This window comes from Streptomyces sp. NPDC021212 (genome assembly GCF_044332925.1).
In the GTDB taxonomy this organism is placed as follows: Bacteria; Actinomycetota; Actinomycetes; order Streptomycetales; family Streptomycetaceae; genus Streptomyces.
This window is the reverse complement of the sequence record NZ_JBIRPZ010000002.1, coordinates 707,956-720,088: the sequence shown is the minus strand read 5'-3', so window position 1 is coordinate 720,088 and position 12,133 is coordinate 707,956. Positions and strand designations below refer to the sequence as shown.

Here is a 12,133-nt window from a genome sequence, read left to right as displayed (position 1 = left end):
CGCGGACGCGAGGCCGACGCGACGCCGCCCCGCCGCGCGCGGCGCGACGGGGCGGTGCGAGACCTTCGTCAGGCCATCAGACCTGGGTCAGGTTGAAGGTGTCCGGGTTCGGGCCCAGGCGGTTGCCCGAGTCCAGGGCGCCGATCGCGGACAGGTCGTCGGAGTCCAGCTCGAAGTCGAAGACGTCGATGTTCTCCTTGATCCGGGACGGCGTCACGGACTTCGGGATCACCACGTTCCCCAGGTCGAGGTGCCAGCGCAGCACGACCTGCGCCGGGCTCTTCCCGTGCTTCGCGGCGATCTCGCCCAGCTTCGGGTCCTCCAGCAGGCCCTTGCCCTGGCCCAGCGGGGACCAGGCCTCGGTGACTATGTCGTGGCGGGAGTTGAACGCGCGCAGCTCCGACTGCTGGAGCTGCGGGTGCAGCTCGACCTGGTCGATCACCGGGGCGACCGAGCCCTCGGCGAGCAGACGCTGGGTGTGCTCGGGGTGGAAGTTGGACAGCCCGATCGCCTTGGCGCGGCCGTCGGCGTAGATCTTCTCGAACGCCTTCCAGGTGTCCACGTACTTGTCGACCTCGGGCAGCGGCCAGTGGATCAGGTAGAGGTCCACGTACTCCAGGCCGAGCTTGGTCAGCGAGGTGTCGAAGGCGCGGAGCGTGGAGTCGTAGCCCTGCTCGGCGTTCCAGAGCTTGGTGGTGACGAACAGCTCGTCGCGCGCCACGCCCGACGCGGCGATCGCCTTCCCCGTGCCCTCCTCGTTGCCGTATATGGCCGCGGTGTCGATGTGCCGGTATCCGGCGTCCAGCGCGTTGCGCACCGAGACCTGTGCCTCGTCGTCCGGGATCTGCCAGACGCCGAAGCCGAGCTGCGGGATCCGAACGCCGTTGTTGAGGGTGATGAAGGGGACCTTGCTCACGAGCAGCCTTACGTCGCTATCGGATAGGTACTCTGCGGGTCAACGATCACCGGGCGTCACGCATTCCCGGTCCGCTTCCCCGTCCGCCAGCCGCACCGGGTGCGCGATCTCGGCGCGGAAACGGTGCGGGGTGTGCCCCTCGCGCACCGTCGCGCCCACCGCGACCGTCGCCAGGCTCACCGTACCGCGCGGCGCCCGCACCACCATGGCCAGCCGGTACGTACCGCCGATGGGGACCGTGCCGGTGCGGCGGATCTCCCAGCCCGGGTCGGAGCGCAGCTCCCGCCGCGCCTCCAGGCACACCCGCTCGCCGGCCGGTGGCGCGTGGTGGTCGTCCCCGAGCGCCAGCCGGGGCCCGAGGCGGACCGGGGCGGAGACCCCGGCGGCCCCGGTGAGCTGGTGCGGGGCCATGGACCAGGCGATCGGCCCGAACGCGGCGGGCCCGGCGGCCTCGGTGGCGGCCGACAGGGTCACATCGAGGTTGACCGTGTGCAGGGCGGGTTCCGGCGCGTCCTGTGCGCAGCTGACCGCGCAGTGCAGCAGGTGGTAGGCGGCGGTGTGCGCCTCGGCCTCCAGGAAGGCCCGGAGTTCCGGATCCCCGGCGACCAGCTCGGGCGTGACCGGGACGGACACCGGCCCGCCCAGGGTGATGTGCGCGGTCAGCGCCGGGGACTGGGGAGTCTCCTCGGAGACCAGGGTCAGTTCGCGCTCGGGAAGTGCGGGGAGAATGACATCGATCATTTCGTGCCCCCTTCGCGGCTTGGTGGTTCCCAGGGAGTGCGCGTGTCCCGTAAGCCGCCTAGGCGTTGTAGAGGGCCTCGACCTCTACGACGTACGCCTGTTCGATCGCCTTGCGCTTCAGCTTCAGGGACGGTGTCAGGAGACCATGCTCCACCGAGAACTGTGCGGCAAGTATCCGGAACGTACGAATCGACTCGGCCTGCGAGACGGTGGTGTTCGCCGCGACCACCGCCCGCCGGATCTCGGTCTCCAGATCCGGGTCCCGGACCAGCTCGTTCGCCGCCATCGCCGGTTTGCCGCGCATCGTCAGCCAGTGCGAGACGGCCTCCGGATCCAGGGTGATCAGCGCCGCGACGTACGGGCGGTCGTTGCCGACCACGATGCACTGGGCCACCAGCGGATGCCCCCGCACCCGCTCCTCGAGGCCGACCGGCGAGACGGTCTTGCCGCTGGAGGTCACCAGGATCTCCTTCTTCCGCCCGGTGACCGTCAGATAGCCGTCGTCGTCCAGGGTGCCGAGGTCGCCGGTGGCCAGCCAGCCGTCGCGCAGCACCGCGTCGGTCGCCTTCGGATCGCCGAGGTAGCCGTTGAAGATCTGGCCGCCGCGCAGCCAGATCTCGCCGTCGTCGGCGATGTACACGGTGGTGCCGGGGATCGGCTGGCCGACCGTGCCGTAGCGGGCCCGCTCGGGCGGGTTGGCGGCGGCGGCCGCGGTCGACTCGGTGAGCCCGTACCCCTCATAGATGGTGACGCCCGCGCCCCGGAAGAACAGCCCGAGCCGCCGCTCCATGGCCGAGCCGCCCGACATCGCGTGCCGGATCCTGCCGCCCATCGCGCCGCGCACCTTGCTGTAGACGAGCTTGTCGAAGAGCTGGTGCTGCATGCGCAGCGAGGCGCTGGGGCCCGGTCCGAGCCCGAACGCCTTCTCCTCCACCGCCTCGGCGTACCGCACCGCGATGTCGACCGCCTTCTCGAACGGCCCCGACTTGCCGTCTGCCTCCGCCTTGCGGCGCGCCGCGGAGAACACCTTCTCGAAGATGTACGGCACGGCGAGGATGAAGGTCGGCTTGAAGGTCTGGAGGTCGGGCAGGAGCGCGGACGCCGCCAGCTTCGGCTGGTGGCCGAGCTTGACCCGGCCGCGGATCGCGGCCACCTCCACCATCCGGCCGAAGACGTGCGCGAGGGGGAGGAAGAGCAGGGTGGCGGCCTCGTCGCCGCGCTTGGAGTGGAAGGCGTCCTCGTACCGCTCGACGATGTTGTCGCACTCGGCCATCAGATTGGCATGGCTGATCACACAGCCCTTGGGGCGGCCGGTGGTGCCCGAGGTGTAGATGATGGTCGCGGTCTGCCCCGGGGTCATCGCCAGCCGGTGCCGGTCGACCAGGTCGTCGTCGATGGACTCGCCGTCCGCGAGCAGCTGCTCCAGCGCCCCGGCGTCCAGCTGCCACAGCCGCTTGAGGTACGGCAGCCGGCCGACCACCGAGCCGACCGTCATGGCGTGGTCCTCGTGCTCGACCACGCACGCCGAGACCGACGCGTCGTACAGCATCCAGAAGACCTGCTCGGCGGAGGAGGTCGGGTACAGCGGCACGCTCTGCGCGCCCACGGTCCACAGCGCGAAGTCGAACAGCGTCCACTCGTAGCGGGTGGGGCACATGATGCCGACCCGGTCGCCGAACCGCACCCCCTGGGCCAGCAGCCCCTTGGCGAGCGCCACCACCTCGTCCCGGAACTGAGCCGAGGTCACGTCCTCCCAGTGGCCGTCGGGGGTCTTGCGCGCCAGCGCCACCCGATCGGGGTCGGACTCCGCATGCTCGAAGACAGCGTCCGCCAGTCCTCCGGCCTGGGGCGCCGACGCCAACGGGGGGACGGTGAACTCGCGCAATACCTGCTCCTTGAAGCCGCTCCGCACAGCGCCGCGACCGTACCCGATCCGGAGCCCCGGGCGGGAGAGGTGTTTCGTCGGGGAATGGGCGGAATGTGCGCTGACCAGTGAGGTGAAAGAGTGTCAAACGGTCCCTGTGGAGGCCGTTTTGTACTCAGTCTGCCCCTATGCACCGCATGTGTAGCCGACATGTGATGACTTCCTGCACGGAATCTCTTCGATCACGGCACAGGCCCGGCCATGATCGCTTCCGCGAGGCGCTCCGCCGCGGCGCGAGTCGCGGTGTCCCGCTGCCGCTCCCCGTACAGCAGTACGAAGTCCACCGGCCCCAGCTCCGGCAGCCCCGCCCGCTCCGGAACCGGCACCAGACCGGGCGGAATCAAGCCATCGGTGTGCGCCATCACCCCGAGCCCCGCACGGGCCGCCGCGACCAGCCCGTTGAGGCTGCCGCTCGTGCACACGATCCGCCACGGTCTGCCGTGCCGCTCCAGCACGTCCAGCGCCCGGGCCCGGGTCAGCCCGGGCGGCGGGAAGACGATCAGGGGCAGCGGGCGGCCGGGGTCCAGCCGCAGCCCCTCCGAACCGATCCACACCAGCCGGTCCCGCCACACCAGCTGCCCCTGCGGCCGCTCCTCGGACCGCTTGGCCAGCACCAGATCCAGCTTTCCCGCCTCCAGCCGCTGGTGCAGGGTGCCCGACAGCTCGACCGTCAGCTCCAGATCCACCTCGGGGTGGTCGCGGCGGAACCCCTTCAGGATCTCCGGCAGCCGGGTCACCACGAAGTCCTCCGACGCCCCGAACCGCAGCCGCCCGCGCAGCCGGGTGCCCCGGAACCAGCTTGCCGCCCGCTCGTTCGCCTCCAGGATCGACCGCGCGAACCCGAGCATCGCCTCGCCGTCCTCGGTCAGCTCCACCCCGTGGGTGTCCCGGCTGAACAGCTGCCGCCCGGCCGCCTCCTCCAGCCTGCGGACGTGCTGGCTCACGGTGGACTGGCGCACCCCGAGGCGGTGCGCGGCCTGGGTGAAGCTCAGGGTCTGGGCGACGGCGAGGAACGTGCGGAGCTGGGCGGGGTCGAACACGCCTTCCACTGTAGGAGCGCCCATCACGGAACGCGATAGCAGTCAGCGCGGTATGCGGGATTCCCGATGGGTCCGATCGCGGGCACTCTGGAGAGGGCCCCGTCCGGACGCTTTTGCAGAGCTTCGTACGGGAGCTTTGTACGGCAGCGAGAAAGAGAGTCCATGCACCGCCCGCACCACCTGTTCCGCAAGCTCAGCCTCCCCTCCTGGCTCCCGCTGGACGGATTCATCCTCGCCCTGGTCGGCACCGTCGCCTTCGCCGCGCTGCTCCCGGTCAGCGGCGGGGCCGCCACCGTGACGGACGGGGCCACCAAGGTCGCGGTCGCCTTCCTCTTCTTCCTCTACGGCGCCCGGCTCTCCACCCGTGAGGCGCTGGACGGGGTGCGCCACTGGCGCCTCCACCTGACCGTGCTGGCCTGCACCTTCGTCATCTTCCCCGCCCTGGGCCTGGCCGCCCGCGGGCTGGTGCCGTACGTCCTCACCCAGCCCCTCTACACCGGCCTCCTCTTTCTGTGCCTGGTGCCCTCCACGGTCCAGTCCTCGATCGCCTTCACCTCGATCGCCCGGGGCAACGTCGCCGCCGCGATCTGCGCGGGCTCCTTCTCCAGCCTGATCGGCATCGTCGTCACCCCGGTCCTGGCCGCGCTGCTCCTCGGCAGCGGCGGCGGGTTCTCCGCCGACTCGATGATCGAGATCGCCCTCCAGCTGCTGGCCCCCTTCCTTGCCGGCCAGCTCCTCCGCCGCTGGATCGGCGGCTTCATCGCCCGCCACCGCGCGGTCCTGCGCCTGGTCGACCGCGGCTCGATCCTGCTCGTCGTCTACGCGGCCTTCAGTGAGGGCATGACCCGGGGCATCTGGCACCAGATCACCCCGGCCCGGCTGGCGGTCCTGCTCGGGGTGGAGGCGGTGTTGCTCGCGCTCATGCTCACGCTGACCACGCACGGCTCCCGGAAGCTGGGCTTCCGTCGCGAGGACCGCATCACGATCACCTTCGCGGGCTCCAAGAAGAGCCTGGCCGCGGGCCTGCCCATGGCCAGCGTCCTCTTCGGTGCCCAGGCCGGCCTGGCCGTCCTCCCACTGATGCTCTTCCACCAGATGCAGCTGATGGTCTGCGCCGTCCTGGCGCGCCGCTTCGCGGCCCGGGCCCCCGAGCCCGCCCCCGAGTCGCTGCCGTCGGAGACCCCTGAGCCCTCTGCCGTGAGCCGCTGAGCGACCGAAGGCGGTCGGGGGCTGTCGGGGGCGGTCGGGGGCTGTCGGGGGCTGTCCTCTTTATTCCGGTAGTTTCCGCTAGTCTCCGCAGATGTCGAACACTCTCACCCATGGGGCCTTTCGTACGGGTCGCTTATGGGCCGCGGCCGGTGTGCTGTCCCTCTTTCTGTTCCTCTCCTCCGTGCTGGCCTGGGTGGACACCACCGAGTTCGACGAACAGTGCAGCCACGGCATGGTGGAGGGCCCCGGGCGGCTGGGCGACATCCGGCACCAGGCGTTTCCCCCGGCCATCATCTGCGAGTTCGAGGGAGGGGACGTCTCCTCGGGCGGCACCGGGGTGCTGGGCGCGGTGATCTGGTGCGCCCTGGCGGGGCTCGCGCTCTGTGTGGTGCTGGCGCTGTTGGCCGAATGCGTCGAGCTGCCCGCCGGAACCGGCCTGCAGATCTCCCGCAAGGAGCGGCTGCGCCGGACGGGGACGGCGTTCTTCGTCACCGGGTCCTTCTTCGCCCTGGTGTACGGCCTGGCGGCATGGCCGCTGCTCTCAGGCCCGTCCTCGGCGTGTTCGGCGGGCGGGGGGTGGGGGTTCCATCCGCCGGAGACGCTGGACTACACCCTGTTCCCGCCGCAGGCGACCTGCATGTTCAGCAGCGGGATGACCTCGCGGCTGAACGCGGGCTGGGTCGAGACCCTGACGGTGATGCTGGCCGTCCCCGCGCTGATCTCCGCGGCCGGGCTGGCGCTCGCCTGGCGGCGCGGACGGCGTGAGGCGCACGCCGCCCGCGCCACGGGTGGGACCTCAGCGGGATGACCGGACGCGGTCCAGGGGGAGGTGGGCGGTGGCGGATTTTTCGTCGAGGGGGGCGTTGAACTCGCGGACCCGGCGGAGTTCGGTGTCGGTCAGCGCCCGGGCATAGACGCGGACCTCGTCCAGGGCGCCCGTCATCCGGGAGCGGCCGTCGACCGCCTCGCCGAGGTGGAGGGCGAAGGGGGAGGAGCGGCTGATGGTGCCGGGTGCGTCGGGTGCGGAGACCGGGGCGGTGCCGTCGACCGTGAGGGTGAGCCGGCCGCCGGTGCGGGTGAGGGCCAGGTGGTGCCATGCCCCGTCGTTGTGGGCGGCGGTGGTGGCGACCGAGGCCGAGGTGTAGGTGGCCGGGCCGTTGACCGTGGTCATCAGGGCGCGGACGCGGTTCGAGGACGGTTCGCCGCGCACCCAGACCTGGGCCTGCTTGCCGCCGATGCCGCCCATCCAGAGGAAGGGATGCTGTCCGGCGGCGGCGGAGTAGCGGAACCACAGGCTGATGGTGAAGTCACGGGTGCCGAGCGGCAGCGACGAGCGGTACGGGAGGCGTACGGCGTCATCCGTACCGTCGAAGGCGAGCGCCCCGCCGAAGCGGCCCTCGGTCCCGGTGGCGCCGCCGAGGACGGTCGCGGGGCGGGCCCGGGGTGCGTGGTCGTCCGTGACCGGGGAGGGAGCGGCGCGGGGGCCGAGCCAGTCCTCGGTGAAGCGGGCGAAGCGGATCTCGTCGCGGGCGTCCACCGCGCCGCCCTCGTACATCAGCCCGACCGTGCCGGGCGAGATCAGGGCCATGTCGGAGTAGCCGGACCAGTCGGTGGTGACCACCTTGCCGCGGTCGGTGCCCTCCCAGCTGCGGGCCTCGTCCCAGGAGGAGCGGATCATCATGGTGCGGCGCCGGTCGGGGTCGGCGGGCGCCGAGAACAGCAGCCGCCCGGGACCGTCGGGCCCTGCGTCGCGCAGCCGCAGGACCGAGCCCTGCACCATCGGCGTGGACAGGTCGGGGAGGGTGCGGAAGGGCGCGGCGAAGCTCTCGCCGCCGTCGCGGCTGATGGCGTAGTCGCGGTGGCCGAGGTCGGTGCCGTCCTGCTCGCGCCCGTTGACGTAGACCGAGCCGTCCGCCCGCTCCACCAGCGTCATCTCCGACGGCTTCTGACGGAACGTGCCGTCCTGCGCTATCGGGTAGGAGTCCACCGCGCCGATCTTCCAGCGCCTGCCGCCGTCGTCGCTGTAGGCGAGCGCCGCGTGGTTGGAGGTGATGCGGGTGCCGTCGTGGCTCTCGGTGTTGACGGTGAAGAGCAGCCGCCCCTTGTGCCGCCCGTGCTTCAGCTGGATGCCGTGCACCGGGCCGGTGGCGTACCAGGAGTTCCACTGCGGCGGCAGCAGGGCGGGGCCCAGATCGCGCGGGGTGGACCAGGTGGCGCCGTCGTCGTCGCTGTACTGGAGGTGCGGGGTGCGGTCACACGGCACGTCGCAGCTCTGGGAGTCGTCCCGGCCGGTGTTGTACGTGCTGGCCAGCAGGATCCGGCCGGTGCGCAGGTCCACCACGGGCGCCGGGTTGCCGTGGGTGTCGCCGCCGCCCTCGTTGACCACTTGTAACGGGCCCCAGGTGCGGCCCCCGTCGGTGGAGCGCTTGAGCACCAGGTCGATGTCCCCGGCGTCGCCGCAGTTGTCCTTGCGGCCCTCGGCGAAGGCGAGCAGGGTGCCGTCCTTCGACGTGACGATCGCGGGGATCCGGAAGCAGAAGTACCCCTCGTCCTGGGCGGACTTGAACAGGATCTGCTGGTCGAAGTCCGAGGCGGAGCCGGAAGCGGTACGGGCCGCGGACACGGTGTCGTCCGTGTCCGCGGCCCGTACCGGAAGCGGAGTCAGGGCCAGTGCCGCGGCGGCGAGAAGCACCGAGGCGCGGCGCCGCCAACGTCTGGTCCGGGGACGTGTGCGGGGATCTGACGCCATGGTCACGACCTGCCCTTCAGAGCCATCTGGACATCAAGACATCACGACATCCCACGTCTCATGGAGACTGTCGCAGAAGTGTCCCGCTTTGCGCCGGGTGGAAACAAGGACCGTGCGTCAGGGGATGAGGACGACCTTCCCCTGGCTGGTGCGGGACTCGATGATGGCGTGGGCGTTCGCGGCCTGCTCGAGCGGGATTTCGGCGTGTACGGCGGGGCGCAGGCGGCCCTCGGCGAAGAGCCGCCACAGCTCGCTGCCATGCCGGGCGTACAACTCGGGGCGAGTCCGCGAGAAATGAGCCATGGTCAGGCCGGTGATGGTCTTCGAGCCCGAGAGCAGGGCGTGCGCGGGGACGGTGCCGCCGCCGGAGTTGAAGAAGATCAGCCGGCCTTCCGGGGCCAGGGCCGCGACGGCGCGGGGGAGGAGGTCGCCACCGACACCGTCGAGCACTACGTCGACCGGCTCGCCCCAGGACTCGTCCCCGTACGCCACCACCTCGTCCGCGCCGAGGCCGCGCAGGAACGCGGCCTTCGCCGGGGAACTCGCGGCCGCGACGACGCGGCGGACCCCTTGGACCCGGGCCAGTTGGACCGCCACATGGCCGACGCCGCTCGCGGCGCCCGTGATGAGCAGGGATTCGGCGGGGGAGGGGGCGGCGGTCGCGAGGGCGGCGAGGGCGACATGGCCGCCGCGGACGAGGGAGACCGCCTCCACGGCGGTCGCGCCGTCAGGTATGGGAGAGGCGGTGAAGACAGGGGCGGTGGCGAGGTCGGCGTAGGAGCCCGAGAACGAGATCGCGGCCACCCGGTCGCCGACGGAGAAGCCGGTGACGCCGTCGCCGAGCGCGGCCACCCGGCCCGCGACATCGCCGCCGAGCGTCCCGGGCAGCGGCGTACCGGTGTCCCGGACGCGGCGGACCCCGGGCAGGGTCACGCCGATCGCCTCGGTGCGGATCAGCAGTTCGCCGGGGCCGGGCGTGGGCGGGTCGGCCTCCTCCAGGCGGAGGACGTCCGGCCCGCCGTGGGTGTGGAAACGGACGCGGCGCATGGGGCCTCCCGGGGTGCGGTGGATTCGTTGGGCGGCCCAACGTTAGCGGGAATCGTTGGGAATGCCAATGTTGGTAACCCCAATGGTGTGCCGGTAGGCTGAGGCCATGCCCGAGACCCCGTTCGCCCCCGCCCGCATCCGCTCCCTGCCCAGCTGGCTGCTCGGCCGCGCCGCTGCCCGCGGGCACCGTCTGGTGGCGGAGGCGCTGGCCCGGGAGGGGATGCGGATGATGCATCACGCGGTGCTGTCCGCCGTCGCGGAGCTGGGGCCCGTATCGCAGGCTGAGTTGGGGCGCAGCCTCGGCATCGACCCCAAGGACATGGTGGGGATCGTCGGCGACCTGGAGGGCGAAGGGCTCGTCACCCGCAGCCCCGATCCGCGCGACCGCCGGAAGAACGCGATCGCCATCTCGGAGGAGGGCGAGCGGCGCTTGGCGCGTACGCGGCGGCTGGGAGACGAGGCCAACGACGAGCTGACGGCTGGGCTGAGCGCGGCGGAGCGCGAGCAACTGGTCGCGCTGCTGCGGCGGGTGGCCGAGCCGGGCGAGCCGTGCCGGGAGGAGTAACCGGGGCCGCGGGGGCTCCACTCGACGTCAGGGTTCAGCTCCCGCACATCGCGTCGTCCAGCAGCGCCTGCACGGCCCGTACACCCGCCAGGAGTTGTCCGGCGTCGGACGTCGTCCCCGTGGTCATGACCGCGACCGAGCGTTGACCGTCCGGCGCGACGGCGGTCCTGATCGTGCCACCGTCGAGGTCGCCGCCGTGGCCCCAGCGGTATCCGCCGCAGCTGAGCGGCTGCCGCGACCGGCCGGGGCCGCCAGGACGGCGGCGGCGCCGAGGAGGAGGGCGACGGCCGCCGCGGTGGCAGCGGCGAGGCGTGAACGGGCCGTCCTGATGCGTCGGTTCATGTCGCAGCAGCCTGCCGGGACGTGGGGGCCGGGCCACACGGTGACGGAACCCCGGCCCGGGTGGAGGCAGCCCCCGGGCCCGGGTGGGGCAGGCCCTATGGCGCGGCGGGCCGCCCGGCAGGGGGCTGGCAGGCGAGGGTCCGGCTCCGGCCGGATCGTCAGGCCGAGGAGCCGCTGTCCACGACGAGGTCGGTGCCGACCACGGAGCCGGCCGCCGGTGAGGCGAGGTAGAGCACCGCCGCCGCTATCTCCTCCGCCTCCGCGAGCCGGCCCAGCGGGGTCGCCGTCTTCATCCGGTCCGCACGGTCGGCATCGGTCTCGCCGGGCAGCAGCGACATGGGACCGTCGGAGGCGCCGGGGCTGACCGCGTTGATCCGGACGCCCTGGTGGATGTGGTCGAGCGCGGCGGCCCGGGTCAGCGCGGCCACCGCCGCCTTCGAGGCGCTGTACGCGCCGAGGCCCGGGGCCCGGAGGTGGGCGCCGAGGTTGGACGAGACGTTGACGATGGCCCCGCCGCCGTTCTCCTTCATCTGCGCGATCTGATGCTTCATCGCCAGCCAGACGCCCGTCACATTGGTGCGCAGCACCGCGTCCCAGTCCTCCTCGCTGACCTCGCCGACCGGCCCCCGGCCGCGCAGTATCCCGGCGTTGTTGACGGCGATGTCCAGCCCGCCGAAGCGGGCGACGGTCTCGCGCACCAGATCCCGCAGCCGGCCCGAGTCGGTGACATCGGCGACGACGGCGGCGGCCCGGCCGTCCGCGGCCTCGATGAGGCGGACCGTCTCGGCCAGGGTGGCTTCGGTGCGCCCCGCGGCCACGACGGACGCGCCTTCGGCGGCGAAGGCGAGCGCGATGGCACGGCCGAGGCCGGAGCCCGCGCCGGTGACGAGGGCGGTCTTTCCGGTGAAGCGGTTCATTGCACGACTCCTACAAATAACTGAACGTTCGGTTTAATATGCGGGCATGAAAGAGGGGCGTAAGAGAGTGCTCCTTGCCCCTGGGTGTGGCGGGACTCAGTCCAGCAGCGTCAGCGCCTGCTCCGCCGCGTCCCGCACCCGGGCGGGGTCGTCCGACGCCTTGCCGACCACGCGCAGCCCCTGCAGCAGGACGAGCAGCATCCTCGCCAGGGCACGGGGGTCGCGGTCCTCGGGAAGCTCTCCCTGGGCCTGGGCCCGTATCAGCGCGGAGTGCAGCGGGGTCTCCACATGGTCCCAGCTCACCTCCACCCGGCGGGCCACCGCCGGGTCGTGCGGGGCCAGCTCGGCCGCGGTGTTGGTCACCAGGCAGCCCATCAGCCGCTTCTCGGGAGAGGCCGCCTCCTCGGCGAAGCGCCGCACCATCGCCCGCACCGCGGGCAGCGCGGGGCCCGGCTGGGACAGCTCGACCAGCAGGTTCGGGTCGCGGGTCTCCGCATAGCGGTCCATCGCCTTCAGGTACAGCTCGCGCTTGTTGCCGAAGGTCGCGTAGATGCTGGCGCGGCCGATGCCGAGATGCTCGACGAGGTCCGCCATCGAGGTCGCTTCATAGCCGCGCCGCCAGAACAGCTCGAGAGCCGACTGCAGCGCGGCCTCCGGGTCGAATTCCTTCGTTCTGGCCACGG

Annotated in this window: 11 protein-coding genes; 3 read left to right on the top strand and 8 right to left on the bottom strand. The window is 71.9% G+C overall.

From position 1 onward, the window contains the following. Positions 1–76: 76 nt before the first annotated feature. The 4 genes from ACH4SI_RS07395 to ACH4SI_RS07380 form a co-directional block, all read right to left on the bottom strand. The gene (locus tag ACH4SI_RS07395; RefSeq protein WP_398293583.1) at positions 77–916 is read right to left on the bottom strand and encodes an aldo/keto reductase; all 840 of its coding nucleotides are present in this window, start codon (positions 914–916) and stop codon (positions 77–79) included. Between the two features lie 39 nt (positions 917–955). After that, positions 956–1,657: a hypothetical protein gene (locus tag ACH4SI_RS07390; RefSeq protein WP_398293581.1), complete on the bottom strand. Its 702-nt coding sequence runs from the start codon at positions 1,655–1,657 to the stop codon at positions 956–958. 58 nt (positions 1,658–1,715) lie between these two features. Further along, positions 1,716–3,542 carry an AMP-dependent synthetase/ligase gene (locus ACH4SI_RS07385; protein ID WP_398293579.1) on the bottom strand — a complete coding sequence of 609 codons (1,827 nt, stop codon included), beginning with the start codon at positions 3,540–3,542 and terminating at the stop codon, positions 1,716–1,718. Positions 3,543–3,763: 221 nt separating this feature from the next. Next, positions 3,764–4,621, bottom strand: coding sequence for a LysR substrate-binding domain-containing protein (locus ACH4SI_RS07380; protein ID WP_398293577.1), 858 nt, complete (start codon positions 4,619–4,621; stop codon positions 3,764–3,766). 162 nt (positions 4,622–4,783) lie between these two features. On the opposite strand from ACH4SI_RS07380, the gene ACH4SI_RS07375 reads away from it, so the two are divergent. Together ACH4SI_RS07375 and ACH4SI_RS07370 are read left to right on the top strand one after the other, a co-directional pair. Further along, on the top strand, positions 4,784–5,830 hold the full coding sequence (locus tag ACH4SI_RS07375; RefSeq protein ID WP_398293575.1) for a bile acid:sodium symporter family protein: 1,047 nt from the start codon (positions 4,784–4,786) through the stop codon (positions 5,828–5,830). 91 nt (positions 5,831–5,921) lie between these two features. After that, positions 5,922–6,638 carry a hypothetical protein gene (locus tag ACH4SI_RS07370; protein ID WP_398293573.1) on the top strand — a complete coding sequence of 239 codons (717 nt, stop codon included), beginning with the start codon at positions 5,922–5,924 and terminating at the stop codon, positions 6,636–6,638. Here the strand turns inward: ACH4SI_RS07370 and ACH4SI_RS07365 are convergent. Then, the gene (locus tag ACH4SI_RS07365) at positions 6,627–8,579 is read right to left on the bottom strand and encodes an exo-alpha-sialidase (RefSeq protein ID WP_398293571.1); all 1,953 of its coding nucleotides are present in this window, start codon (positions 8,577–8,579) and stop codon (positions 6,627–6,629) included. The genes ACH4SI_RS07370 and ACH4SI_RS07365 overlap by 12 nt on opposite strands. A gap of 117 nt (positions 8,580–8,696) precedes the next feature. Then, the gene (locus tag ACH4SI_RS07360; RefSeq protein WP_398293569.1) at positions 8,697–9,626 is read right to left on the bottom strand and encodes a zinc-binding alcohol dehydrogenase family protein; all 930 of its coding nucleotides are present in this window, start codon (positions 9,624–9,626) and stop codon (positions 8,697–8,699) included. A 106-nt stretch (positions 9,627–9,732) separates the two neighbouring features. Here ACH4SI_RS07360 and ACH4SI_RS07355 point away from each other — a divergent pair, with 106 nt between their 5' ends. Next, a complete protein-coding gene (locus ACH4SI_RS07355) occupies positions 9,733–10,191 on the top strand; it encodes a MarR family winged helix-turn-helix transcriptional regulator (protein ID WP_398293566.1) in 459 nt (152 codons plus the stop codon). A 500-nt stretch (positions 10,192–10,691) separates the two neighbouring features. On the opposite strand, the gene ACH4SI_RS07350 is transcribed toward ACH4SI_RS07355, so the two are convergent. Both ACH4SI_RS07350 and ACH4SI_RS07345 read right to left on the bottom strand, forming a co-directional pair. Then, positions 10,692–11,450, bottom strand: coding sequence for an SDR family NAD(P)-dependent oxidoreductase (locus tag ACH4SI_RS07350; protein WP_398293563.1), 759 nt, complete (start codon positions 11,448–11,450; stop codon positions 10,692–10,694). A gap of 96 nt (positions 11,451–11,546) precedes the next feature. Beyond that, entirely contained in the window at positions 11,547–12,131 is a 585-nt protein-coding gene (locus ACH4SI_RS07345; RefSeq protein ID WP_398293560.1) for a TetR/AcrR family transcriptional regulator, read from the bottom strand. Positions 12,132–12,133: the final 2 nt, after the last annotated feature.